Below are 24,682 nucleotides of genomic sequence, written 5' to 3'. Positions count from 1 at the left end.
ATGGCCCATGCGCTGGCAGAAAATATTGCGCATTTCGGCCGGGCGCTCCGGCGGGCGGGCATGCCGGTCGGGCCCGGAACGGTGCTGGATGCGATCCAGGCCGTTGAAGCTGCTGGCATCGGGTCGCGCGAGGACTTCTACTGGACGCTCCATTCGGTCTTCGTGAGGCGGAAGGAGCACTCGCTCCTGTTCCACGACGGGTTCGAAATCTTCTGGAAGAAGCGGCATCTGATGGAGAAGCTGCTCTCGATCCTGATGCCTGTCGCTCCGGCTCCGCCGGGACAGCCGGACCCGGTCTCGCTCAGGCTGCAGGACGCCTTCTTCAACGATGCCGAGCCCCAGCAGGTGGAACGGCCGGAGCTGGAGGTTGATGCGAGCTTCACTGTCTCGGATGTCGAGGTCCTGCAGCGCAAGGACTTCGCGCAGATGACGGCGGCCGAGATTGCCGAGGCAAAACAGCAGGTTGCGGCTCTTGTCCTGCCGGATGACGCGGTGCCAACGCGCCGGCTGGCGCCCGATCCGAAGGGGCGGCTAATCGATCTCAGGCGCACCTTGCGCCGCTCGATCGGTGGCGGCGGGGCGATCATCGATCTCGCCCGGCGGGCGCCGAAGGAGAAGCATCCGCCCCTGGTGGTGCTCTGCGACATCTCCGGCTCGATGAGCCAGTATACCCGCATCATGCTGCACTTCATCCACGCCCTGATGGAGAAACGCCAGCAGGTTCATGCCTTTACCTTCGGCACGCGGCTGACCAACATCACCCGCATGCTGAAGGCCAAGGACCCGGATGAGGCGCTGGCGGCCTGCACCGCTGGCGTGCAGGACTGGTCGGGCGGCACGCGCATCGCGCCCTCGATCCAGGCCTTCAACAAGCTCTGGTCGCGCCGGGTGCTGACCGGCGGCGCGGTGGTGCTGCTGGTCACTGACGGGCTGGAGCGCGATGGCTCCAGCGATCTCGCCCGCGAGGCCGATCGCCTGCACCGCTCGTGCCGGCGGCTGATCTGGCTGAACCCGCTGCTGCGCTTCGACGGGTTCGAGGCGAAGGCCCAGGGGATCCGGGCGCTGCTGCCCCATGTCGACGAGTTCCGCACCGTCCACACCATCGCGGCGATCGCCGATCTGGTCACGGCCCTCGATGCGCGCCGGACGGATCGCTCCCATGATCCGAGATTGTGGCTGAAGGCCGCCTGATCCCCTCGCGGAATGGCCTCGCCGCGCCTATCTTGGCTGACATCCCGAGGGAGGGTCCGATGCTCGCATCCGAAGACGACATTCTGGGCAAGGCCGAGGCCTGGGCCCGCGCCGGCAAGGGGGTTGCTGTGGCAACCGTCGTCGAGACCTGGGGCTCGGCGCCGCGACCGGTCGGATCGCATCTGGTGATCGACGAGGATGGCACGTTCCTCGGCTCGGTGTCGGGCGGCTGCGTCGAAGGCGAGGTCGTCACCGAAGCGCTCGACGTGATCGGCTCCGGCAAGGCCAAGCTGCTCGAATTCGGTGTTGCCGACGAAACCGCCTGGCGTGTTGGCCTGTCCTGCGGCGGCCGCATTGCCGTCTATGTCGAGAAGGTCGCCTGATGGATATCGCGCTCCTTTCGGCGCTGAATGCGGCGCGCGCGGCGCGTCAGGCCGCGGTTCTGGTCACCGATCTCGACGGCCAGATGCCCGGCCGCGTGGTGACAGCCGATCGCCTGGCCGACGATCCGCTGGCCGAGGCCATTCGTGCGGCGATCCGCACCGGGCGGAGCGGCTTGGTGCCCGACACGCGCACCTTCCTGACAGTGCAGGTGCCGCCGGCGCAGATGGTGGTGATCGGCGCGGTCCACATCACCCAGGCGCTGATCCCGCTGGCGCGCTCGCTCGGCTATGAGCCCGTCGTGATCGATCCGCGCACCGCCTTTGCCACAGCCGACCGCTTTCCCGACGTGTCTATCCATGCCGAGTGGCCGGATGTCGCCCTGCCGCCGCTGAAGGTCGATCGCTACACGGCCTTCATCGCCCTGACCCACGATCCGAAGATCGACGACCCGGCGCTGCTCCATGCCTTCGAGAAGGGCTGCTTCTACATCGGCGCGCTCGGCTCCCGGAAGACCCATGCCAAGCGCGTCGAGCGGCTCGGCGGGCAGGGGGCATCGGCCGAGGCGATCGCCCGGATCAAGGCGCCGATCGGGCTTGCCATTGGGGCGATCACGCCGACCGAGATCGCCGTGTCGATCATGGCCGAGGTGATCCAGGCCTGGCGCCAGGGGATCGCGTGAGGTTCGGGCCCGTCCCGGTCGGCGAGGCGCTGGGCGGCGTCGTCGCCCATGCGGTGCGCACGGACGGGCTTGTGCTCAAGAAGGGCACGCTGATCTCGCAGGCCGAGATTGACGCGATGAGGACTGCGGGCGTCGAGACCGTGACGGTCGCGCTGGCTGAACCCGACGACATCCCCGAGGATGCGGCGGCCGGGGGGATCGCCCTTGCGGTGGCGGGCCCTGGGGTGCGCGTCGACGAGGCCTTCACCGGCAGGTCCAATCTCTTCGCGGAGGTCGCCGGTGTGCTGGTGGTCGAGCGCGCCAGTATCGACCGGCTGAACCGGATTGACGAAGCGATTACACTCGCGACCTTGCCAGCCTTCGCGGTGGTCGAACCCGGCGAGATGATCGCAACCGTCAAGATCATTCCCTATGCCGTCGCTGCCGAAACGGTGATCCGCGCGACAGAGGATGGTGACCTCGTGCGGGTCCAGCCGTTTCGACTGCGGCGGGTGGCGGTAATCTCGACACTGCTGCCGGGCCTGCCGGCGAAGGTGGTCGAGAAGACGCTGAAGGTGACGGCCGCACGGCTGGCTCCAGCGGATGCCGCTATCGTCGCCGACCATCGCGTCGCTCACGATTCGGCGGAACTCGCGTCGGCCATTGTCAGGGCTGTGGCCGAGGGCGCGGACCTGATCCTGGTGTTCGGTGCTTCCGCCATCGCCGACCGGCGCGACGTCATACCGGCGGCGCTGGAGGCGGCAGGCGGGCGGGTCGAGCATCTCGGCATGCCGGTCGATCCCGGCAATCTCCTGATGATCGGCAAACTCGGTGATATCCCGGTGATCGGGGCCCCGGGCTGCGCCCGCTCGCCGAAGGAGAACGGCTTCGACTGGGTGCTGATGCGTCTGCTGGCCGGTCTCGATGTGACGCGCGAGGATGTGACCGGCATGGGGGTCGGGGGGCTCCTGATGGAGATCGTGTCGCGACCGCAGCCGCGCGAAGGCCTGGCGGAGGCACCGCCGAAGCCGCGCATTGCCGGCCTCGTTCTGGCGGCTGGCCGGTCCACCCGCATGGGCGGTCCGAACAAGCTGCTGGCCACGATGGACGGCGTTGTGCTGGTCCGCCGCGCGGTGGAGGCGGCCCGCGATGGTGGCCTCGACGAGATCGTGGTGGTGACCGGCCATCAGGCGGAGCGGATCGAGGCGGCACTGGCTGGCCTGCCAGTGCGGTTCGTCCACAATCCGGACTTTGCCGAGGGGCTTTCGACCTCGTTGCGCACCGGCATTGCGGCGCTGGGCGACAGCGTGGATGCCGCCGTCGTGCTGCTCGGCGACATGCCGCGTGTGTCATCCGCGCTGGTGGCCGGGCTGGTCCGGGCCTTCGATCCGGCGCATGGCCATCATGTGGTCGTGCCGATCGCCGACGGGCGGCGCGGCAATCCGGTACTGTGGGGGCGGCGGTTCTTTGCCGAGCTTGGGCGCGTCAGTGGCGACCAGGGTGGGCGCGCCATTCTCGCGGCAGCGCCGGAAGCGATTGCCGAGGTGCATGTCGATGGTGACGGGGTCCATCTCGATGTCGACACGCCGGAAGCGCTGGCGGCTGCCGGTGGGCTCTTCGACGCGGAGTGACGGCAAATCTTGACGCGCAGCCGCTATGGTCAATGCCGGCTGGGCTCAAGAAAAAGGCCCCGGCAGAAGCCGGGGCCAGAAAACACGCTCCGTGGACACAGAGTGGTTGTTTTCCTGTTAGCCCTCGCGCCGGGGTAGGGCAACCGATAGGCGATATTTACCCTAAGGGTTCAGCTTAACCCTCTGATGCAAAAATAGAATCAAGTTTAGATATCGGTTCTCTCGAACTCTGTCCCTCGAGATCGATTGTCTTTGTCACGGGTGTTTCACGAGACCTTTGCTCTCCCGTCACACGGCCAGCCTACCCGGATCGGATGCACTTTCGAATCGGGAGCGAAACATGACGATGGCGGCGAGCGAGACGCGTCGGGCAACGCATCAGAACCTGGCACGTGCCGTCACCCGACACCGCGCCCTCAGCCGCTCGGGGCTCCAGGAACGGCTGTTCACGCGCATGTTCTCGGGCCTGGTCTATCCGCAGATCTGGGAAGACCCGGTGATCGACATGGAAGCGCTCAGGCTTGGGCCGGGCGATCATGTCGTCGCCATCGCGTCCGGCGGATGCAACATCCTGAGCTATCTGACAGCCAATCCCGCTCGGATCACCGCAGTCGACCTCAACGAGAACCACGTCGCGCTGAACCGCCTCAAGATCGCCGCCGTGCGCCATCTGCCGGACCACACCGCCTTCTTCCAGTTCTTCGGCAAGGCTGACGACCACGGCAACATCCGCGCCTATGAGCGCCACCTGCGGGCCCATCTGGACGATGCGACGCGGGCCTATTGGGACCGTCGCGACCTCGCTGGGCGCCGCCGCATCGGCCAGTTCGGCCGGAACATCTACAAGAAGGGCCTGCTCGGCTGGATGATCGGCACGGGCCATGCGGTAGCCCGCCTGCATGGCCGCAATCCGCGCCGGCTGGTCGATGCGACCTCGCTTGCCGAGCAGCGCGCGATCTTCGAGCGCGAGATGCGCCCGGTCTTCGGATCGCGGCTGGTCAGGTGGCTGGTCAGCAACCCCGCCTCGCTCTATGGCCTCGGCATCCCGCCCGCCCAATACCGCGCGCTCCTGTCGGCGGCCCGCCCCGGTGCTGGCATGGAAGACGTGCTGGTCCAGCGGCTGGAGCGGCTCGCCTGCGATTTCCCGATCCATGACAACTACTTCGCCTGGCAGGCCTTTGGCCGGACCTACGCGCCGGGCGGCGCTTCGGTCCCGCCCTATCTGCTGGCCGAGCATTTCGCGGCCGTCAGGGTGAGGGCCGATCGCGTCGAGGTCCTGCACGCCAATCTCATCGACCATCTCGCCGAATGCCCGGATCGCTCGCGGGATGCCTATGTCCTTCTCGATGCGCAGGACTGGATGACCGATGAGGTTCTGAACCGGCTGTGGCGGGAGATCGTCCGTACCGCTAAGCCCGGCGCGCGGGTGATCTTCCGCACCGCGGCGGTCGAGAGTCTGCTCCCCGGCCGCCTCGATCCCGACCTGCTGGGCCAGTTCAGCTATGACGAGGATCGTTGCCGCGAGATGACCGCGCGCGACCGGTCGTCGATCTATGGCGGGTTCCATCTCTACGAGTTCACCGGCGCATGACGATGGCCGTCGATGCTGCCGGTCACATGGACCGGATCTATCGCTGGCAGGTCGGGTTCTACGACCTGACCCGCAAGTACTACCTGCTCGGTCGCGACCAGCTGATCTCCGACTTGCGGCCACCGGAAGGTGGCTCGATCCTTGAGGTCGGTTGTGGCACCGGGCGGAACCTGATCCGGGCGGCCCGGGCCTATCCCCATGCGCGGCTCTTCGGCTTCGACATCAGCGACGTGATGCTGGGCGAGGCGCGGGTGGCGGTAGAAAGGGCAGGGCTCACCTCGCGTATCCACTTGGCCAAGGCCGATGCCGCGTCCTTCGACCCGCAAGCGCTGTTTGGCGAGAGCGCCTTCGACCGGGTGTTCTGTTCCTACACCCTATCGATGATCCCGCCCTGGCGCGAGACCATCGACCGCGCGCTCGCCGCAACGGCGCCGGCCGGCCGGCTGCACATCGTCGATTTCGGCGAGCAGGACGGGCTGCCAGGCTGGTTCGGTCGGGCGCTTCGCGCCTGGCTCCGCAGCTTCTCCGTCGAACCCCGGTCCGAACTCCGCGGCGTGCTGGCGATTGCGGCGCAGGATGAGGGCAGGACGGTCAAGGCGGCGGATCTGTGGCGCGGCTATGCGGTCTCGACCATCGTCGGTCCCCGCGCCGGCGCTTGACCCCATTGCGGAGCGGGGTCTATCACCCCGGCCACATGAGCGAAACCGCTGCGATCCTCCTGGCCCCCGCCGAACTGACGGTGGTGGTCCCAAGCTTCAACGAACGCGACAATGTGCCGGAGCTTGCCGCCCGGCTCAATCGCGTACTCGCGGGCATCGCCTGGGAGATGATCGTCGTCGACGACGACAGTCCCGATGGCACCTCGGCCGTCACCAAGGAACTTGCCCGCCGCGATCCGCGCGTGCGCTGCATCCGCCGCGTCGGACGCCGTGGGCTTGCGGGCGCCTGTATCGAGGGCATGCTGGCCTCATCCGCGCCCGTGGTGGCGGTGATGGATGCCGATCTCCAGCACGATGAGACCATCCTCCCGGCCATGCTCGATCATATCCGCGCGGGGCGTGACTTGGTGGTGGCCAGCCGCAACATCGATGGCGGCTCCAAGGACGAGGGCCTGACGCCGATCCGGCGCGCGATCTCGGACCTCGGACGCAGGCTGTCGGCGATGATCCTGAAGGCGCCGCTCTCCGATCCGATGTCGGGCTTCTTCATGGTCCGGCGCGAGTTGATCGAGGGTATCGCGCCGAAACTCGCGACCTCTGGCTTCAAGATCCTCGCCGATATCGCAGCCTCGGTGCCAACCACACCGAGCGTTGCCGAGGTGCCCTATGTATTCCGCGAGCGGGTGCACGGGGAGAGCAAGCTCGACGCCAAGGTGGCGCTCGATTATCTGGGCTTCCTCATCCACAAGCTGTCCGGCGGCATCGTGCCGCTGCGCTTCATCTTCTTCGCGCTGGTTGGCGCCAGCGGCGTGCTGGTCCACCTGGCCGTGCTCTATGTGATGCTCGGGACCGGCCTGAGGTTCGAGTGGTCGCAGACGGTGGCGACGCTTGTCGCGATGACCACCAACTTCCTGATCAACAACGAGATCACCTATCGCGACGCACGGCTGCGCGGCACGAAGCTCCTCGTTGGCCTGCTGCTGTTCTATGCCGTCTGCAGCCTCGGCGCCTTCGCCAATGTCGGCGTTGCCAGCTGGCTCTATGCCGGCCACGCCGCCTGGTGGCTGTCGGGCCTTGCCGGCGCGCTGATGGGCGCGGTGTTCAACTATGCCGCCTCGTCCGCCCTTGTCTGGCGCCGCTGACCCATCGCCCGACGCGTTTCCGCGGCCCATCTGGGGCAGCAGCGCCGCAGGTGTCGTCATGCTGGTGGCACTGCTCAGCGGCATCCGGTTCTGGGCCGCAGGCGCACTCGGCCTTGCCGCCGACGAGGCCTATTACTGGATCTGGTCGCGCAATCTCGCGCTTGGCTATTTCGACCATCCGCCGATGGTTGCCGTCCTTATCCGCGCATCCACCGCCGTGTTCGGTGACAGCGAGCTCGGCATCCGCTGGATTGCGGTCCTGCTCGGGGCCCTCGCCAGCCTCGGCGTCTGGCGGCTGGTGTTTCGGCTGACCGGAAGCATGCGCGCGGCGCTGGCCGGAGCGGCTCTCGTTCAGGGCACACTGTTTCTCGGTGCCGGCAGCATGCTGGTGACCCCGGACACGCCGCTGGTGCTGTTCTGGACGCTAGCGCTACTGGCGCTGGTCGAACTGTGGCGGACGGGCAGGGGGGCTTGGTGGATTGCCATCGGTCTCGCCATCGGCCTTGCCTTCATCTCCAAGTACACGGCCGTCTTCCTTGGTCTCGGGGTTCTGATCTGGCTTGCGGTCGTTCCCGAGCTCCGGCGCTGGTTCGCCTCGCCCTGGACCTATGCCGGCGGTGCGGTTTGTCTTGCCGTGATGGCGCCGACGCTTTGGTGGAATGTCAGCGCGGGCGGTGCTTCGCTGACCAAACAGTTCGGTCGTGCCGTCCCGCAGGCCTTCGATCCGCGCTTCGTGCCGGAGTTCGTGGCCGGGCAGGCGGCCCTGCTGACGCCGCTGATCGGCCTTCTGGTGCTCTGGGGGCTCTGGGTGGTGGTGCGCGATGCGGTCCGGAACCGGGCCGCAGGCGAGGTGCTGTTGGCTGCCACAACGCTGCCGCTGGTCGCCTACCTCGTCTGGTATGGGCTGTTCGACCGCGTCCAGGGCAATTGGACAGCCTGCCTGCTGCCGGCCTCGATCACGGCCGCGGTGATCGGCGCGCTGAAGCTGCCGGCATGGCGCCCCGCCCGCATCGCGCTGACAATCTCGATGCGCGGCAGCGTCGTCGTCGGCGTGGTGCTCGGGCTTCTGGTGATGGCCCATGCCGCCTGGCGCATCGTGCCGCTTGCCGCCGATCCGACCAGCCAGCTGTCCGGCTGGGCGGATGTCGCGGCCAAGCTGGAGAAGGCGGCGGTGGAACAGGGCGCCGTCGCTATCGGGGTTGGGTCCTACACACTCAATGCGCAACTGCGGTACTACGGCTCGAGCGTTCCCCCTGTCGTGCAGCTCAACGAGCGCGCGCGCTACCTGATGGAACCAACGCCGGATGTCGCTCTGCTGCGGCGCGGGCCGATCCTGGTCGTGGCGGAGAACCGCCGCGAGGCGCAGGTGCTGGCGGCACTGAGAGCGCGTTTCCGGTCGGTTGAGCGTGCCGGCAGCGTCGAGCGGCACTGGCGCATGCCGCTCATCGCCGTCTTTGGCGGCAGCTATGTCGATACGCTGTTCCTGTTCAAGGTGGCCGATCCGATCGGCGATGGCTTCCCCGATATCGGGCCGTTGCGCTAGCTAGTAGCGGTGCCAGAGGGAGAGGGCCGCATAGGCGCCGCCCCTTCCGCCGCGATCCTGGGCGTAGCCGCCGGACAGGCGGATGCCGTAGGCGAAGACCTGCAAACCCGTCACATGGCCGCCGACGCGCAGCCGTTCCGACCCATGGTGACGGCTCCAGGTGATCTCCGGTCCGACATGGACATTGGCCGCGACCCGGTAGCCGGGCGCGATCTTCAGCGTCCACGCACCGAAGGCGGTGGTGGTGCCGAGATAGGCTTGGACCGCGACGCGATCGAACGGCGTCAGCCAGGCATCGATGGCGAAGGCCGGGCCGGCCCGCGTGCCGGTCTGCGGATCGATCAGATTGGGGATCAGCCGCCGGGATTCGATGCCGACGCCGGCAAAGGCCGTCACCGTGCCCCATGACCCGGTTTCGCGCCAGCCAAGCATCAGGCGGCCCGACTGGGAGACCTCGGAGACCTTGAAGGCGATGGCCGGATCGATCTGGAAGCGCGACCAGCCGGTGTTGCCCCCGATGCGGACGATGAGCCCGCGCGCATCGATCGGCTGGCCAAGTGTGAAGTCGACGCCTGACGAGACATGGGCGCCATCGAACGTGCCGCCGAATTCGGCATAGGCGAGCGCGGTCGGGGCGGGGGGCTTCTCCACCTCGTCCGCCAGCGCGCCGCATCCGGCGCATACCCAGAGGATGCAACTGCTCGCAAGCCACAACCGCATGGGCCATTTCTGCATGCCGTGCGCGCCGAATCACCTCGGTTGCTTGCCGGATGGCGCGCAAGTCATCATCGCGGCACGCCGCGTTAACCGATCATCAACCATGGCAAGCGCTCAATTGCGGGATCGGAGCACGACAGCGCCACCAGCGTCAGTCCATGTCGTCGACGAGCAGCGTCAGATCAACCTTGTCACGAGGACTGTCATGCTTGCATCCGCATCCCATGTGCCGTCGCCCGTCGACCCCGACTTCATGCGGCTGATCGAAGGCTATTCGCTCACCACGGCCGAGATCCTATACCGGATGCCGGATCATCCACTGTTCCTGCAGACCTATGTCTGGCAGGACTTCGACCAGGCGCCATACTTCCCCACCCTGCAGCGCTTCCTCGACTTCTGGGAGCGCTCGCTGGACGGTCGGTTGCACTCGGTGCGGGTGACCTCGTCCTGTCTCGTCAGCCCGCGCGAGATCGCCGTGGCGCGGACATTGATGCGGCTGCACTGAGGGCCTGCATTGAAACGTCGCAGGCGATTTGACATCACGAACGTGGAAACCTGACGCGATAGCTCCTATGGTCCGCGTCCCGTCGCGTATCGGACCCCCATGTGACCACGTCGCCGCAGAAGACCTCGCAGATCATCGCCTCGATCCTGGCGGCGCAATCCACCACCCATGCCGAGCTTCTCGGCAAGGTGACGGTTGGCGACCTCATGGCGGCGCTGCGCAACCGTGCCTTCGGCCTGTCGCTGATCCTGTTCGGTCTGCCCAACCTGTTGCCGATCCCCGGCCTGCCGATCATCACGGGCATCGTCCTGATCATGCTGGCGGTGCAGATGTTCATTGGCCGCGAAGTGCCCTGGCTGCCGGCGCGCATCGCGCGCACCGAACTGCCGCGTGCCAAGCTGACTGCCGTGATCCAGCGCACCATGCCCTTCCTCACCCGCATCGAGACCGTGACAAGGCCCCGGCTGGTCCTGGCGTCCGGCCCCACGGCGCGCCGCGTGGTGGGACTTGCCGTGCTGATCCTGGCGGTTCTGCTGATCCTCGTGCCGATCCCATGGATCGGCTCCATGCCGCAGGGCCTGGCGCTCTGCGTGTTCGGCCTCGGCCTCACGGAGCGTGACGGCGTGCTGGTCATCTGCGGATTCCTGCTGGCCGCACTTGCCACGATGATCGGGGCTGGAATCGGCTATACGGTGCTGGCAGGCGCGCTGGCGATCTTCTTCTGATCCGGCCGTCAGAACCGGATTCCAAGGAGCAGCCGTGGACGGCACCGATCAGTCACCGAGCCTGAAGACATCCGATGTCTTCCTCGCCCTGAAGACCCTTGGCGAAGGCGACGGCATTCCGCTGGGACAACTGACGCAGGCGCTCGGCGACCGCGCCTTTGGCCTGCTGACGCTGATCTTCGCGCTGCCCAACATCATCCCGATGATCCCCGGCGTCTCGACCATCTCGGGCGTGGTGATCGCGGTCGTCGGTCTGCAGATGCTGATCGGGCGCAAGAGCCTGTGGCTGCCCGAGTTCGTGGCGGCCAAGAGCCTGCCGCGTGCCGAGACCGCCTCGATGATCGATCGCACCATCCCCTGGATCCTCAGGCTGGAATCGGTTGCCAAGCCCCGCGCGCTGTTCATGACGCACGGCGTCATGCGGGCGCTGCTCGGCGCCATGTTCCTGCTGCTCGGCGTCATCCTGGCACTTCCGCTGTCGTGGATCGGCAACTTCCCGCCGGGCGTCGCCCTGGTGGTGATGTCGGTCGGCCTGCTCGAGGAAGACGGGTTCCTGGTCGCGGCGGGCCATGTCATCGGCATCTTCGCGACCCTGCTGGTGATGACCATCGTGGGCGGCATCCTGGCCGGCGCGGTCTGGCTGTTCGGCTGAGCCGATCCGCCGCTTCCCTTCGTCCGTTCAACCTCTTATGGTCCGCGCCATCAGCTGAAGGATCGCATCATGGCCCACCACGCCATTCCCCATTTCGCCAATGACCAGGGCGTTGCCGTGGTCCATGTCGGGGTCAAGGAGTTCAACTGCATGGGCGCGCGGGCACCCTTCGACCACCCGCACATCTATCTCGACATGGGCTCCGACACCGAGATCGTCTGCCCCTACTGCTCGACGCTCTACAAGTTCGACGCCAAGCTGCATGACGACCAGTCCGATCCCCCGGGCGCGCTTGTCGAGATGCCCGCGACCGTCTGATGGCGCGCCCGATGGCCGATGCGCCACGGATCGCCATAGCAGGCGCCGGCATTGCCGGCCTGACCGCCGCCCTAGCGCTGGCCCGCGCCGGTAACCCGGTCTCGCTGATCGAGCAATCGGCCGTCCTCGAGGAGGTCGGCGCCGGCATCCAGCTCACCCCCAATGCCAGCCGCGTGCTGATCGGGCTCGGCCTCCGGGATGCGCTCGCGCCGCTCGTCGTGACGCCAGCCGGCATGGACGTGCGCGCAGGCGGCAGCGGCGCGGTGCTGGCCTCGGGCCCGCTCGGCCCTGAGATCGAGGCCGCCTATGGCGCGCCCTGGTGGGTGGTGCATCGCGCCGACCTGCAGGCGGTGCTGCTCCAGGCCTGCCGGAACGAGCCGGCGATCAGTCTGGAAACCGGCCTCCGGCTGGTCTCGGCCACCCCCCTGGAATCCGGCATTTCGCTGATTCTGGAGCGGAGCTTATCCGGAACAGGAGAGAGCCCTCCGTCCGGCTCCGATGCCGTCTCAGCTCAGGAGAAACGGCTTGTTTCCGCCCTTGTCGGGGCTGATGGCCTGTGGTCGGCGGCCCGCAAAGCCCTTGGCGACAAAAATTTGCCGCATAACCGCTCGCGCACCGCCTGGCGGGCGACCGTGCCCGTCGATACCGCCCCGCCAGGCATTCCCCGCGACCGCGTCGGCCTGTGGCTCGGCGCCGGCGCCCATCTCGTCCACTACCCGGTCAAGGCCGGGCGGCTGATCAATCTGGTCGCCATCCTGTCGGATCCGTCCAGCGGAGAAAGCTGGTCGGGTCCGGGCGACAAGATGGTGCTGGTCCGGCGCTTCCGCAACTGGGCCGAGCCGGCCCGCGCGCTGATCGCTGCCGCCGACAGCTTCCTCACCTGGCCGCTGGGCGACCGCGACACCTGGTTCGGGCCGGGCGAGGGGGCCGTGACGCTGATGGGCGACGCCGCCCACCCCATGCTGCCCTTTCTCGCCCAGGGCGGGGCCATGGCGATCGAGGATGCCGCGGTGCTGGCGCGCGAGGTTCAGGCGACACCCGGTGATCTCGCGGCGGCCTTCCGCCGCTACGAGGCGGCGCGGCGTGCGCGGGTGGCGGCGGTGCAGCGCGGCGCCCGCGTCAATGGCCGTATCTATCACCTCGACGGGCCGCTGGGCTTTGCCCGCGACACCGCGATCCGGCTGATGGGCGGCAAGCATCTGGTCTCGTCCTATGACTGGATCTACCGGCATAAGGCGTGAGGGGCGGGGCTTTCGACACCCCCCTGAGCGCGATGGCGCCGCCCTCGGGAACCTCATCCCCTCCCTCCGTCTTCGGGGGGAGGGACAGGCTTAGGGGTATCTCGGAAGAGAGGGCCATTCCCCCCACCCCACCCCCCCCCTCACATGCGTGGTGGGAGGGGGCTTGAGCCGCGCTGCTGTTGGGGGAGTGCGTCGTGGGGGATACGTGTGAGACCAAGCTAAGCGCGAACCTCTCCCTTCCTCATCCTGAGGTGCCTGCGAGCGTTAGCGAACAGGCCTCGAAGGACGTCTTCCTGCTTGAGCAGGTTTCAAGGAGTCCTTCGAGGCTCGGCTTCGCCTCGCACCTCAGGATGAGGTGAGGAGGGAGCGCGCGAGACGAGCCTGTTCAGGGATCGGATGCTCCCCCCTGCCTCGCGACTTCAACGGATGGTCGCAGCCTCCCATCCGGTCTAGCCTCACCCTCGGTCAAGCGGCCGTCAGTGCCGCATCAGGGAGGAATAGATGTTCAGATCCGCACTTTTCGCGGCCACGGCGCTGTCGCTGGCCGGCATCGCACCGGCCTCGGCGCAGCTCGCGCTGTCGGCCAATGACGGCAAGGTCCGTCTCGTCGATGGCGTGACGCAGGTTCAGCAAAATCCGACGCCGGATTCGGTCGCCATCATCGATTTCGCCCGCGGCACGCCTCGCGTGGTGGCAACGGTCCTTGCCCCCACCAGCGTGGTCGGCCCGCCGCAATCGGTCGCCATCACGCCCGACGAGAGCCTGGCGCTGGTCACCTCCGCCATGCGGATCGACCCGGCCAATCCGCGCGCCACCATCCCCGACAACCGCGTCTCGGTGATCGATCTGAAGGCCAATCCGCCGGCCGTGATCGCGACGCTGGAAGTGGGCCGCGGCGCGGCCGGCGTCTCGATCAGCCCGAGCGGCACGCTGGCGCTGGTCGCCAATCGCTCCGAGGGCACGGTGTCGGTGCTGACCATTGCCGGCAAGACCGTCACTGTCGGCCCGAAGATCGCGTTGGGCGAGGCCAATTCCGGCCCGAGCCTGCCGGTCTTCACCCGCGACGGGCGCATGGCGCTGGTCACCCGCGACAATGACCACAAGATCTCGGTGCTCTCCATCGAGGGTTCGACCGTCACCTATACGCGGCGCGATCTCAATGCCGGTCTCAGGCCCTATGGCATCGATGTCGGCTCGCGTGGCGACGTCGCTGTCGTGGCCAATATCGGCATTGGCGGCGGCGATGCCGACACGGTGAGCGTGATCGATGTGCGGGCCAATCCGCCGCGCGTGGTCAACACGGTGTCGGTCGGGCAGACGCCGGAAGGGATCAAGATGTCCCATGACGGCCGGTTTGTGGCGGTGCTCACCATGAACGGCTCGAACAAGCCGCGCACCTCGCCGTTCTTCGCCGAGCGGGGCTCGGTGATGGTCTATCGTATCCGCGGCTTCCAGCTGGAGCAGATCGCGGTAGCCCCCATCGGCCAGTGGTCGCAGGGCATCGTCTGGTCGGCCGATGGCCGCCGCCTGATGGTGCAGAACATGGTGGCCCGCGACATCCAGGTGTTCGAGCTGTCGGGCCGGCGCCTGCGCGAGATCGCCCGCCTGCCGTTCGAGACGGGTCCTGCCGGCATGCGCACGGCGGAGCATATCCCCGCGCGGTGAGGCACTGCGCCGGTTTTGCGTTCAGCGAATGCCATGGCGGGTTCGATGTCCTGCCGTGGCGGATTCCAACCGTTCCTCATCCTGAGGTGCCCTTGAGCGAAGCGACAAGGGCCTCGAAGGACGTCTTCCCATTGGCGCGAAGGCAAAGGTCCTTCGAGGCTCGGCTTCGCCTCGCGCCTCAGGACGAGGTGGGGAGAAACACTGCCAGGATGAGGTGGGGAGGGCTGGCTATCGCCACGCTCGACCGACAGCCGCATCTAACGGCCGGGCCCATCACATCCCCTCCCACCGTCTTCGGGGGAGGGATAGGGTGGGGGGCCTCTCGGATGATAGCGCGCCTGTTCCACCCACCCCAACCCTCCCCCCACCTGCGTGGTGGGAGGGGGCGGGCCCGCTGTTGTTTCTGTCGCCTGCATCTGACGCCTTCGACCGTGTCCTGTCGCGGATTGCAGCCGTGCCTCGAAGGACGCCTTCGCGCTGCCCTCAGGGCTGCCGGCGGTTCGCGCCACCGGCCGGTGCGCCCGCGCCGCCAAGGCCCGGCATGTTCAGCACGTTCATCTTCTGGCCGCCGGGCAGCAGCATGTCACCCGGCACGAGGCCTCCGGTGCAGGTGGCCGAGACGAAGCGCGCGCTCTGGATCGTCACCGTCTTCTGCTGGGCGGCGCCCGGCGTGCCGGTGACCTGGCCCTCGATGCGCATCTGGTAGGCGGACTGGAAATCGCCGGTGATGCGGGTGGTGGAGACGACGCGCATGGGGCCCATCTGGCAGTCGGATTCCATCAGATAGCCTTGCCCGTCGCGGCGGATATCGTTGCGCTGGCACATCTGGCCCATCATGCCGGTGCCCATGGCCATCATGGCGCGCTCGGCTCCGGCATCGGTGCAGGCAGTGGTCTTGAACTCGGTTGCGGCGGAGCCTTCGCCGGTGGTCATGGTGATCTCCCACTGTCCCGCCCGGCGCTGGGGCAGCTCGACCTGGGCGAAAGCGGGGGTGGCGCCGAGAACGGCAACGGCAAGGGCGAACAGGCGCATGGCAACCTCATGAAGGGCTTTAGCCGGCGGGGGCCGGCGGATGGATGTGCTTGCGCGAGCGCAAGGCGGCCTCCGCAGGTCGCCCGCACTATGGGGCTTCGGAGGACGTCTCATGCTGACCAGATTCATGTTGCCGATTGATGCCGCGGGACTGGCGCTTGCCGTCGTGCTTGCGATGGCCGCACCGGCCGCGGCGCAGGCCCCCGATCCCGTGAAGGGTGCGAGATTCGCCGATCGCTGGTGCACCAGCTGCCATGTCATCTCGGGCGGGCAGAGCCGTGGCACGGATGTGGCGCCGCCCTTCGATCGCATCGCCGCCAAGCCCGAATGGCTGGAGGAAAACGCGCTGTTCAACTTCCTGTCGCGTCCGCACCGGACCATGCCCGATTTCTCGCCCTCGCATCGCGACGTGATCGACCTCATCGCCTTCCTGAAGCGTCAGCAGCCCTGAGGCGCGGTGCAGGCCGCTGGGGACAGCACCCCTAGCGGAATACCACGATCACGGATTGGTGATTGACAGGGGCGGGGGCCGTCATCAGCCTTCGGGAACGGCAACGCGGGAGCACTGATTCCGCCGCCGGGCCAGGGGGACCGCATGACGCTTGCCTTGATATGGCTCACCGGCTTCGCCGTGTTCACGGAACTTTACGCGCGCGCGCCGGAGATGGCGGGGTAGGGCTGAGCGACGTCGGGGGTGGTGCGCACGGCCGGACTCGAACCGGCACGCCCGAAGGCGCAAGATTTTAAGTCTCGTGTGTCTACCGGTTCCACCACGTGCGCGCGGGTGTCTGTCTAGCGCGGCGACTCAGGCCGAGTCGAGGCTTGGCCCCGGATGTGACCACAAGCCTCTCCCATTTCCGCCAGTTTGACCGAGATTTGCTGGCGTTTCGCCGGCGAAATGCACCACCCGCCTCAACCGCGCCTTAGCGGCCGCCCGTCTAGCGTCCCCTTAGGGGAGGCACTGACGACAATGCGCGGGGTCGCCATGCAAATCACTGCGTCCAAGATCGTGCTGTTCTTCACGATGCTGGTTGTGCTGATCAATCCGCCCATGGTGCTGGGCCTGCTCGGCACCGAGGGCAAGCGGATGGGTCACATCATCGAGGAGGGCCTGGGCACCGATACGCTCAGGGTCTCGCTGTTCGGCCGGCGCTAGGCCTGGGCCTCAGCCGGCGTCGCGGATCGGCGGCTGGAACGTGTAGCCCATGTCCCAGGGGAAATAGATCCAGGTGTCCTGCGACACCTCGGTAACGAAGGTGTCGACCATCGGGCGGCCCTGGGGCTTGGCATAGACGGTGGCGATATGGGCCTTGGGCAGCATGTCGCGCACCACGCGCGCGGTCTTGCCGGTGTCGACGAGATCGTCGACCACCAGAATGCCTTCGCCGCCTTCGGTCAGCAGGTGGGGCGCCACTTCCTTGATGACCTTCAGCTGCCCCTGGCTCTGATAGTCGTGGTAGCTGGCGATACACACCGTCTCGATCATCCGGATGCCGAGCTCGCGGGTGACGATGGCCGCCGGCACCAGGCCGCCGCGGGTGATGCAGACGATGGCGCGGAACGGGCCGGCGCCGCTGATCCGCCAGGCGAGCGCGCGGGCGTCGCGGTGGAACTGGTCCCAGGAAACGGGAAAGGCTTTGTCTGGGTTCGGCGTGGCCATGGGTCTTGCTCCGGCGGGGAGGCGACACTAGCCGCACCGGGCCCTGGCCTCAAAGCCGGCGCGAGGTTTTCCGCAGGAATTTCAGGGGATGGCACCTATGAAAAGAGGGCCCGCGAGGGCCCTCTGATCGATATCGGCGGTTCGGATGAAATCAGAACCGGTAGGTGATGCCGGTGGAGATCAGCCAGGGGTCGATGGTGACCCGGCCAGACGTCGTGGCGAGCACGCCGGTCGTGTCGGTGTACTTGAAGTTCGACCGCAGGAAGATCTTCTTGACGTCGAGGTTCACGCCCCAATGACGGTCGATCATGTAGTCGAAGCCGACCTGGAGGGCGAGACCGGCGGCGGGCGCCACCGAGAAGCGGTTGTAGGCGAAGCCGCCACCGCCCGGAGCCATGGCGCCTGCGGAGGACTGCGAGAAGAACATCGTGTAGTTCAGACCGGCACCGACATAGGGCTTGAACGCGCCGAAATTGGTGAAGTGGTACTGCAGCATGAGGGTCGGCGGCAGCAGCCAGGTCTTGCCGATGGTGGCGGTGGAGGCGAGAGCGCCAGCCAGAGCGCCGGTCGGGCGGACATTGTGCGGGGTGACGCCGAGGATCAGCTCAACCGCGATGTTCTTGGTGAAGTAATAGGTGATGTCCAGCTCGGGAACGATCGAGTTGGAAATGCCGAGGCCGCCGAGCGGGGCGATGGCCGCGCCGTTCAGCTGGGTGACGGCGCCGCCGGCCGACGGGATGACGGCGAGCGCGCGCAGACGGATCTGCCACGGGTTGAAATCGGTCGAGATGGTCTCGGCGATGGGCATGCGCGGTGCGCCGAGGTCGGCAGCCTGAGCGGCGAATGCCGACACGGACAGGGCGGCGCCAAGCGCTGCGCTACGGATGATGGTCTTCATGGTGCCCCCAATGGGATTCAAGGTCGGGATCAGGTCATGCGCAGGGCGCGCCATCGTCGGGGGGACAATGTTGACCAGGGTCGTTCAGGCCGGGGGAAGGTGATCCTTGTAACGCGGATTCGGACTGATCTACATCAAAACAAATGGTAATACAAAGCGTGTTGGCGGTGCCCTGTTGCCGCGTTGCAACATGTTGCGCCGGCTGATCAGGCTCCCCGCGTGATCTTGATCTCGGATGTTGCGGGCTTGGCGCGCTCCACCATGGCGACGACGGCTGCTTCCGCGGGGCCGAGCAGGGCCGGGTCCTTGGCGCGCAGCACCAGCCTGGTGAAGAAGCCGGTCTCGTTCATCATGGGATAGGAACCCATGATGACGCCGGGATGGGCCTTGGCGATGGCGCCATATTCGGTGCCGATATCGCCTTCCTTCATGCCGGCGGCCTCGATGGTGACCTGGATCATCTTCGTGCCGGTCTTGAGCTTCGGCGTCACCGCGTCGAGCATGGCCTGCATGATGGAGGGCACGCCCGCCATGGTGATGACATTGCCGATCATGAAGCCCGGGGCCTTGGAGATCGGGTTGTCGACCAGTTCGGCGCCGGCCGGGATGCGGGCCATGCGCAGGCGCGCCTCGTTCAGGTCCTTTTCCGCGATGCGCTCCAAGAGCAGGGCGCGGGCGCGCGGATCGACGTCGATCGACACGCCGAAGGCCTTGGCGATGCAGTCGGCGGTGATGTCGTCATGGGTCGGGCCGATGCCGCCGGTGGTGAAGACATAGTTGTATTTGGCGCGCAGCGTGTTCAGCGCGGGGACGATCTCGTCCTCCTCGTCGGGCACGACGCGGACTTCCTTGGTGTCGATGCCGATGGCGGTGAGATATTCGGCGATATAGCCGATGTTCTTGTCCTTGGTCCGGCCGGAGAGGATCTCGTCGCCAATGACGAGGATGGCGGCGGTGACGGTGGTGGTCATGGCTCTCTCCGGGGTGCGCGCGACCCGACCTAGCGGCAGGGCGCGCAACCGGCAAGGGGGAGGGCGTGCACAGGTGGGTGAGGGCGCTCGAACGGCGGCCTGAGCCGCGCCCTCTACTGCTGCGTCTGCACCTGCCGGTGGTGCTGGTCCACCCGGACCTTGACGGTCAGATGCTCGCCGTCGCCGCCATAGCGCGTGCCGCGCACGGGGGCCGCACTCAGATAGTCGAGGCCGGCGGCAATCCGCACATGGGCCTCCGTCGGGCAGGTCTTGTTGGCGGCGTCGAAGCCGACCCAGCCCAGTCCCTCGACATGGGCCTCGGCCCAGGCGTGGCCGGCATCCTGGTCGACGGTGCCGTCCTCGCGGAAATAATAGCCGCCGACATAGCGGGCGGGGATGCCGAGATGGCGCGCGGCCGCGATGAAGATGTGGGCGAAGTCCTGGCAGACGCCGCGCTTCAGGGCGAAGGCTTCCGCCGCCGTGGTCGCGGCATGGGTGGGATCGGTGTCGAACAGCACGTCCTCGCCGAGCCCGTCCATCAGCGCGTGGCAGATCGCCAGCCGGTCATCGCCGGCCTCGGCACGCCTGGCCGCCGCATAGGCCGCGATCGCCGGATCGGCATGGGTGAGGTCGGTGCCGCGCAGGAACATGCCCGGCGGGAAACGCTCGACCGAGCCGCGCACGATGCCGGCGGTGTCGGTGGTCTCGACCAGGCCGTCGACGCTGACGGTCAGCTGGCTCACCGGGCCGGTCGCGGTGAAGGTGTGGGTGATGTTGCCGAAGGCGTCCTCATGGGCGTCAAGCCGGCAGTCCTGATCGACGTCGATCCGCCAGTGACTGACGTGCTGACCCTCGAAATTGCGCGGCGTCAGGCGCAGCGTCTGGATCACCGATGTGGCCGGCACCAGGTAGCTGTAGGTGGTCTGGTGGGCGACGCGGATACGCATGGTCGGGCCTCTGGGCGCGTCCTGGGACTGTTGGGTCGGTCCTCAGGTCAGATATTGCTGGGTGATGGCGGCGCCGAGCTGATTGTTCTCAGAGATGAAGTCGGACACGAACTCGTGCAGCCCCGACTGGAAGATGTCGTCGATACGGGCATTCTCGAGCTTGGCGCGGATCGAGCGGCCGGCGCGCTGCGCCGGGCCCTGGCGGCCATAGGCGAGCGACAACGAGTCCAGATTGCGCACGATGCTTTCGTAGCAGGCGGCGAGCGAGCGCGGCATCTGGTCGTTGAGGATCAGGAGATCGGCCACCAGCCAGGGCTTCAGGCTCTCCTTGTAGACCCAGTGATAGGCGGTCAGCGCCGAGACCGCGCGCAGGATCGCCGACCATTGGAAATAGTCGAGCGAGCCGCCGATATGCTCGGCGTCCGGCAGCAGCACATGGTATTTCACGTCGAGGATGCGGGCGGTGTTGTCGGCCCGCTCGATCATCACGCCGAGACGCGAGAACCAGTAGCCGTCCGAGCGCAGCATGGTCCGGTAGGCCGAGCCGTCGAAGCGCAGGCCGGTTTCCTTGACGAAGGACAGGAACCCGCCGAGCTCGTCGGAGGACAGCGACCGTCCCCGATACTTGCCGAGCTCCAGCCAGGCCGAGTTGATCGCATCCCACATTTCCGTGGTCAGCGCCGTGCGCACCGAGCGCGCATTGGTGCGCGCCACCTCGAAACAGGAGCGGATGGAAGAGGGGTTGTCGGGCGAGAAGGCCAGAAAGTCGATCACGCTCTCGCGCGTCGCCTTCTCATGCACCTGGTAGAACAGCTGGGCGCAGCCGGCAGTGGCGACCGCGGATTCCCATTCGTTGGAGGATCCGGCATAGGCCGAGGGAAGGTTCGCGAGGCGGATGGAGGCCTCGATGATCCTGGCGAGATATTCCGCGCGCTCGACATAGCGAGCGAGCCAGAACAGGTTGTCGGCGGTGCGCGAAAGCATCGATCAGACCTTCAGAAATCCAGCGCCGGCATTCATTGGTCGAGCACCCATGTGTCCTTGGTGCCGCCGCCCTGGCTGGAATTGACCACCAGGGAGCCTTCCTTCAGCGCCACGCGGGTGAGGCCGCCCGGCACGATGCGCACCTTGTCGCGGCCGGTCAGCACGAAGGGCCTCAGATCGACATGGCGCGGCGCGATGCCTTCCTCGACCAGGGTCGGGCAGGTGGACAGCGCCAGCGTCGGCTGGGCGATGAAATTCTCCGGGTCGACCTTCAGCTTCTCGCGGAACAGCTCGATCTCGCCGGACGAGGCCTTGGGTCCGATCAGCATGCCGTATCCGCCCGAACCGTGGACCTCCTTGACGACCAGGTCCTTCAGATTGTCGAGCACATAGGTGAGGTGCTCCTGCTCGCGGCAGCGCCAGGTCGGCACGTTCTTCAGAACCGGCTCCTCGCCGAGGTAGAATTTCACGATCTCTGGCATGTAGCTGTAGACCGCCTTGTCGTCGGCGACGCCGGTGCCGACCGCATTGGCCAGCGTCACGTTGCCTGCGTGATAGGCCGACATGAGGCCGGGCACGCCGAGCGCCGAATCCGGCCGGAAGACCAGGGGATCGAGGAAATCATCGTCGAGGCGGCGATAGATGACGTCGACGCGCTTCGGCCCCTGGGTCGTGCGCATGTAGACGACGTCGGCCTTGACGAAGAGATCGCGGCCTTCGACCAGCTCGACGCCGAGCTTGTCGGCGAGGAACGTGTGTTCGTAATAGGCCGAGTTGAACAGGCCGGGCGTCAGCAGCACGCAGGTCGGATCGGAGGATGACGAGGTCGGCGCCACCGATTTCAACGTCGCCAGCAGGTCGTCTGTGTAGTTCTCGACAGGCGCGATGCGGTGCTGCGCGACCAGATCCGGGAACAGTCGGATCATCACCTCGCGGTTTTCCAGCATGTAGGAGACGCCGGAAGGCGTGCGGGCATTGTCCTCCAGCACGTAAAACGTGTCGGCGTCGATGCGCACGATGTCGATGCCGGCGATCATCACATAGATGTCGTGGGGCACCTTCTGGTTGTTCATTTCCGGCCGGAACGCCGGATTGCGGTAGATCAGATCCTCGGGAACGACGCCTGCGCGCAGGATTTCGCGCTTGGAATAGATGTCGGCGAGGAAGGCGTTGATGGCGCGCACGCGCTGGGTCAGGCCGACTGACAGCGTCGTCCATTCGGGCCGTGTGATGACGCGGGGGATGACGTCGAAGGGGATCAGCCGTTCAGTGGCCTCGGCATCGCCGTAGACGGCGAAGGTGATGCCGATCCGGCGGAACAGCGCCTCGGCCTCACGCGAGCGGGTGGCGAGCATGCCTTCCGGCACGGTCTTCAGCCACTGGGCCAGAGTTTCATATGCGGACCGGACGGACCCGTCCGGAAGACTCATTTCATCGAATACGCCGTTGTCGCCTGGCATGGCCAGTATGTTCCCCTCTGGAAGGAGAAACATCGCCTCTCTCTTACGGAGAAGTCGCCTGCTTCGCTGCCAAGCTAACGGCAAATCGTGTCGCGAGGGAAGGGGCCTTTCGCAGGTGCAACGAAAGTCTCGGACGAGAGGCTGCGGGGTTTCGTCGCGGCGGCCCCGCTGCTAGAGGAGCGCCATGTCGTTCAAGGTTGCAGCGCTCTATCAGTTCGTGTCCCTGCCGGACGCCCGTGCCCTCCAGCCGGCGCTGGCCGCGCTGTGCGCGGATCTCTGCATCAAGGGCACGCTGCTGCTGGCTCCGGAAGGCATCAACGGCACGATTGCCGGCCGCCCGGAGGCGATCGACATGATCGTGGCCGAGCTGCGCCACGGGCCCTTGTTCGCCGGCCGTCTTGATCGGCTGGAGCTGAAGTTCTCGGAAGCCTCGGAGATGCCGTTCAAGCGGCTGAAGGTGAAGGTGAAGCGCGAGATCGTCGCCTTCGACAACGGCGCGACCGACCCGAACAAGGCCGTCGGCACCTATGTGGAGCCCGCCGACTGGAACGCGCTGATCGCGCAGGACGACGTGGTGCTGGTCGATACGCGCAACAGTTTCGAGGTCCAGATCGGCACGTTCGAGGGCGCGCGCGATCCCGGCACCATCACCTTCGGCGCTTTCAAGGACTATGTTGCCGAAGCCATGGACCCAAAGCGCGACCGCAAGGTTGCGATGTTCTGCACCGGCGGCATCCGCTGCGAGAAGGCCAGCGCCTATATGCTCGCGCAGGGCTTTTCCGAGGTCTATCACCTGAAGGGCGGCATCCTCGCCTATCTCGAACAGGTGCCGGCCGAGCAGAGCCGCTGGCGTGGCGGCTGTTTCGTGTTCGACGACCGGGTGGCGCTGGGCCATGGTCTGGCCGAGGTGCCGGAGACGGCTGCGGGAGTGCGATTCTGATGGCGGGCACGGATGCCGAACGGCTCGAGGCGCTGGAGGTGCGCGCCGCCTATCAGGACCAGGTGATCGAGGACCTGAACCAGACGATCACCGCCCAATGGCGCGAGATCGAGCGGCTGCAGCGCCAGCTCGGCCGGCTGGAGGACCAGGTCAACGAGAGCATCGCGGCCGCCGGCAGCACGAACCAGCCGGAACCGCCGCCGCCGCATTATTGAGGGCTCAGGCGCGCCGTCATTGCCCATCGCGGCCGTGACGGCTATGCCCTTGCCCCCAGGAGATTCCCGATGACCTATTGTTGCGGCATCCTCGTGCGCGACGGCCTCGTGATGATTGCCGATACCCGGACCAATGCCGGGCTCGACAACGTATCGACCTTCCGCAAGCTGCAGGTGTTCGAAAAGCCCGGCGAACGCGCCATGGCGCTGGCATCCGCCGGCAACCTGTCGATCACCCAGTCGGTGCTGGGCTTCCTCCAGGAGGGCCTGCCGAACGAGGAGACCGGCGAGGTCGAGACCATCATGAACGCGCCGACCATGTTCCAGGCGGCGCAGCGGATCGGCCGTGCCATCCGCAAGGTGCGGGAACTGGACGGGCCGGGCCTGGAACAGGACGGCATCAAGTTCGAGGCCTCGTTCCTGTTCGGCGGCGAGATCGCCGGGCGGCGGCTGCGGCTGTTCATGATCTATGCCGCCGGCAATTGCATCGAATGCACGGTCGACACGCCCTATCTGCAGATCGGCGAGCACAAATATGGCAAGCCGATCCTCGACCGCGCGATCAAGTTCGACACCCGCCTGAACGACGCCCTGAAGATCGGGCTCGTCTCGATAGATTCGACCATGCGGTCGAATCTCGGCGTCGGCATGCCGATCGACATCGCGGTGATGCCGCGCGGCGAGGCACGGGTGGAGACCAATTACCGGATCGAGCCGGGCGAGCCCTATTTCCACGACCTGCGCGAGCGCTGGTCGGCGGCGCTGCGCAAGGCGCACATGGACATTCCGCCGCCGCCCTATGCCGGCTCCAACGTCGCGAAGTGAGAGGACAGGGCGAGACGTTGCCCCGCCAGCGGCTGGGCTGAACATCTCCCTTCGTCATGCCCGCCCTCGTGGCGGGCATCCACGTCTTCCTTTCGGCGAGTGGCACCGAAAGGCGTGGATGACCGGGA

Annotated in this window: 27 protein-coding genes and 1 tRNA gene; 19 read left to right on the top strand and 9 right to left on the bottom strand. The window is 66.8% G+C overall.

Annotated elements, in window-relative coordinates; all coding sequences use genetic code 11:
* From E8L99_RS20550 to E8L99_RS20515, 8 genes are all read left to right on the top strand, one after another.
* Nucleotides 1-1,191: a vWA domain-containing protein gene (locus tag E8L99_RS20550; protein WP_137101300.1), complete on the top strand. Its 1,191-nt coding sequence runs from the start codon at nt 1-3 to the stop codon at nt 1,189-1,191.
* Between the two features lie 59 nt (nt 1,192-1,250).
* Complete coding sequence (locus tag E8L99_RS20545) at nt 1,251-1,574, top strand: XdhC family protein (protein WP_137101299.1); 324 nt, start codon at nt 1,251-1,253, stop codon at nt 1,572-1,574.
* Nucleotides 1,574-2,254: an XdhC family protein gene (locus tag E8L99_RS20540; protein WP_137101298.1), complete on the top strand. Its 681-nt coding sequence runs from the start codon at nt 1,574-1,576 to the stop codon at nt 2,252-2,254. Before E8L99_RS20545 ends, E8L99_RS20540 begins: the two co-directional genes overlap by 1 nt.
* Entirely contained in the window at nt 2,251-3,864 is a 1,614-nt protein-coding gene (locus E8L99_RS20535) for an NTP transferase domain-containing protein (RefSeq protein WP_137101297.1), read from the top strand. The genes E8L99_RS20540 and E8L99_RS20535 overlap by 4 nt, the downstream gene beginning before the upstream one ends.
* 340 nt (nt 3,865-4,204) lie before the next feature.
* A complete protein-coding gene (locus E8L99_RS20530; protein WP_215907027.1) occupies nt 4,205-5,455 on the top strand; it encodes a DUF3419 family protein in 1,251 nt (416 codons plus the stop codon).
* Nucleotides 5,452-6,114 carry a class I SAM-dependent methyltransferase gene (locus E8L99_RS20525; protein WP_137101296.1) on the top strand — a complete coding sequence of 221 codons (663 nt, stop codon included), beginning with the start codon at nt 5,452-5,454 and terminating at the stop codon, nt 6,112-6,114. Before E8L99_RS20530 ends, E8L99_RS20525 begins: the two co-directional genes overlap by 4 nt.
* 35 nt (nt 6,115-6,149) lie before the next feature.
* Nucleotides 6,150-7,256: a glycosyltransferase gene (locus tag E8L99_RS20520; protein WP_137101295.1), complete on the top strand. Its 1,107-nt coding sequence runs from the start codon at nt 6,150-6,152 to the stop codon at nt 7,254-7,256.
* A gap of 58 nt (nt 7,257-7,314) precedes the next feature.
* On the top strand, nt 7,315-8,799 hold the full coding sequence (locus E8L99_RS20515) for a glycosyltransferase family 39 protein (protein WP_168201760.1): 1,485 nt from the start codon (nt 7,315-7,317) through the stop codon (nt 8,797-8,799).
* Here E8L99_RS20515 and bcsS read toward each other — a convergent pair whose 3' ends face one another.
* Complete coding sequence (gene bcsS / locus E8L99_RS20510) at nt 8,800-9,519, bottom strand: cellulose biosynthesis protein BcsS (protein WP_168201759.1); 720 nt, start codon at nt 9,517-9,519, stop codon at nt 8,800-8,802.
* Nucleotides 9,520-9,721: 202 nt separating this feature from the next.
* Here bcsS and E8L99_RS20505 point away from each other — a divergent pair, with 202 nt between their 5' ends.
* From E8L99_RS20505 to E8L99_RS20480, 6 genes are all read left to right on the top strand, one after another.
* A complete protein-coding gene (locus tag E8L99_RS20505) occupies nt 9,722-10,021 on the top strand; it encodes an usg protein (RefSeq protein WP_137101292.1) in 300 nt (99 codons plus the stop codon).
* 101 nt (nt 10,022-10,122) lie between these two features.
* A complete protein-coding gene (locus tag E8L99_RS20500; RefSeq protein ID WP_137101291.1) occupies nt 10,123-10,746 on the top strand; it encodes an exopolysaccharide biosynthesis protein in 624 nt (207 codons plus the stop codon).
* A 34-nt stretch (nt 10,747-10,780) separates the two neighbouring features.
* Nucleotides 10,781-11,398: an exopolysaccharide biosynthesis protein gene (locus E8L99_RS20495; protein ID WP_168201758.1), complete on the top strand. Its 618-nt coding sequence runs from the start codon at nt 10,781-10,783 to the stop codon at nt 11,396-11,398.
* Between the two features lie 69 nt (nt 11,399-11,467).
* The gene (locus E8L99_RS20490) at nt 11,468-11,716 is read left to right on the top strand and encodes a zinc-finger domain-containing protein (protein WP_137101289.1); all 249 of its coding nucleotides are present in this window, start codon (nt 11,468-11,470) and stop codon (nt 11,714-11,716) included.
* A complete protein-coding gene (locus E8L99_RS20485; RefSeq protein ID WP_252511173.1) occupies nt 11,716-12,957 on the top strand; it encodes an FAD-dependent monooxygenase in 1,242 nt (413 codons plus the stop codon). The genes E8L99_RS20490 and E8L99_RS20485 overlap by 1 nt, the downstream gene beginning before the upstream one ends.
* A gap of 501 nt (nt 12,958-13,458) precedes the next feature.
* Nucleotides 13,459-14,622, top strand: a complete 1,164-nt coding sequence (locus E8L99_RS20480; protein WP_137101288.1) for a YncE family protein — start codon at nt 13,459-13,461, stop codon at nt 14,620-14,622.
* A gap of 483 nt (nt 14,623-15,105) precedes the next feature.
* Here E8L99_RS20480 and E8L99_RS20475 read toward each other — a convergent pair whose 3' ends face one another.
* Complete coding sequence (locus tag E8L99_RS20475) at nt 15,106-15,654, bottom strand: DUF3617 domain-containing protein (protein ID WP_137101287.1); 549 nt, start codon at nt 15,652-15,654, stop codon at nt 15,106-15,108.
* A 112-nt stretch (nt 15,655-15,766) separates the two neighbouring features.
* Here E8L99_RS20475 and E8L99_RS20470 point away from each other — a divergent pair, with 112 nt between their 5' ends.
* Nucleotides 15,767-16,105, top strand: coding sequence for a c-type cytochrome (locus E8L99_RS20470; RefSeq protein ID WP_137101286.1), 339 nt, complete (start codon nt 15,767-15,769; stop codon nt 16,103-16,105).
* A 244-nt stretch (nt 16,106-16,349) separates the two neighbouring features.
* Here the strand turns inward: E8L99_RS20470 and E8L99_RS20465 are convergent.
* A tRNA-Leu gene (locus tag E8L99_RS20465) sits at nt 16,350-16,434 on the bottom strand.
* A gap of 205 nt (nt 16,435-16,639) precedes the next feature.
* Between E8L99_RS20465 and E8L99_RS23860 the strand changes: the two genes are divergently transcribed.
* Complete coding sequence (locus E8L99_RS23860; protein WP_168201757.1) at nt 16,640-16,810, top strand: hypothetical protein; 171 nt, start codon at nt 16,640-16,642, stop codon at nt 16,808-16,810.
* Between the two features lie 9 nt (nt 16,811-16,819).
* Here E8L99_RS23860 and gpt read toward each other — a convergent pair whose 3' ends face one another.
* From gpt to E8L99_RS20435, 6 genes are all read right to left on the bottom strand, one after another.
* Nucleotides 16,820-17,314, bottom strand: coding sequence for a xanthine phosphoribosyltransferase (gene gpt, locus E8L99_RS20460; protein WP_137101285.1), 495 nt, complete (start codon nt 17,312-17,314; stop codon nt 16,820-16,822).
* Between the two features lie 151 nt (nt 17,315-17,465).
* Nucleotides 17,466-18,212 carry an OmpW/AlkL family protein gene (locus E8L99_RS20455; RefSeq protein WP_137101284.1) on the bottom strand — a complete coding sequence of 249 codons (747 nt, stop codon included), beginning with the start codon at nt 18,210-18,212 and terminating at the stop codon, nt 17,466-17,468.
* Nucleotides 18,213-18,418: 206 nt separating this feature from the next.
* Entirely contained in the window at nt 18,419-19,183 is a 765-nt protein-coding gene (locus E8L99_RS20450) for a competence/damage-inducible protein A (RefSeq protein ID WP_137101283.1), read from the bottom strand.
* Nucleotides 19,184-19,296: 113 nt separating this feature from the next.
* On the bottom strand, nt 19,297-20,130 hold the full coding sequence (locus E8L99_RS20445; RefSeq protein WP_137101282.1) for a transglutaminase family protein: 834 nt from the start codon (nt 20,128-20,130) through the stop codon (nt 19,297-19,299).
* Between the two features lie 42 nt (nt 20,131-20,172).
* A complete protein-coding gene (locus E8L99_RS20440; protein ID WP_137101281.1) occupies nt 20,173-21,114 on the bottom strand; it encodes an alpha-E domain-containing protein in 942 nt (313 codons plus the stop codon).
* A gap of 32 nt (nt 21,115-21,146) precedes the next feature.
* Entirely contained in the window at nt 21,147-22,574 is a 1,428-nt protein-coding gene (locus E8L99_RS20435) for a circularly permuted type 2 ATP-grasp protein (protein WP_315862559.1), read from the bottom strand.
* Nucleotides 22,575-22,758: 184 nt separating this feature from the next.
* Between E8L99_RS20435 and trhO the strand changes: the two genes are divergently transcribed.
* From trhO to E8L99_RS20420, 3 genes are all read left to right on the top strand, one after another.
* Nucleotides 22,759-23,514, top strand: coding sequence for an oxygen-dependent tRNA uridine(34) hydroxylase TrhO (gene trhO / locus E8L99_RS20430; RefSeq protein ID WP_137101279.1), 756 nt, complete (start codon nt 22,759-22,761; stop codon nt 23,512-23,514).
* Complete coding sequence (locus E8L99_RS20425) at nt 23,514-23,729, top strand: SlyX family protein (protein WP_137101278.1); 216 nt, start codon at nt 23,514-23,516, stop codon at nt 23,727-23,729. Before trhO ends, E8L99_RS20425 begins: the two co-directional genes overlap by 1 nt.
* Nucleotides 23,730-23,798: 69 nt before the next feature.
* A complete protein-coding gene (locus tag E8L99_RS20420; RefSeq protein WP_137101277.1) occupies nt 23,799-24,554 on the top strand; it encodes a peptidase in 756 nt (251 codons plus the stop codon).
* Nucleotides 24,555-24,682 lie beyond the last annotated feature (128 nt).

This window comes from Phreatobacter aquaticus (assembly GCF_005160265.1).
GTDB lineage: Bacteria > Pseudomonadota > Alphaproteobacteria > Rhizobiales > Phreatobacteraceae > Phreatobacter > Phreatobacter aquaticus.
The sequence above is the reverse complement of the archived record's forward strand: the minus strand, read 5'-3'. Positions and strand labels throughout refer to the sequence as shown.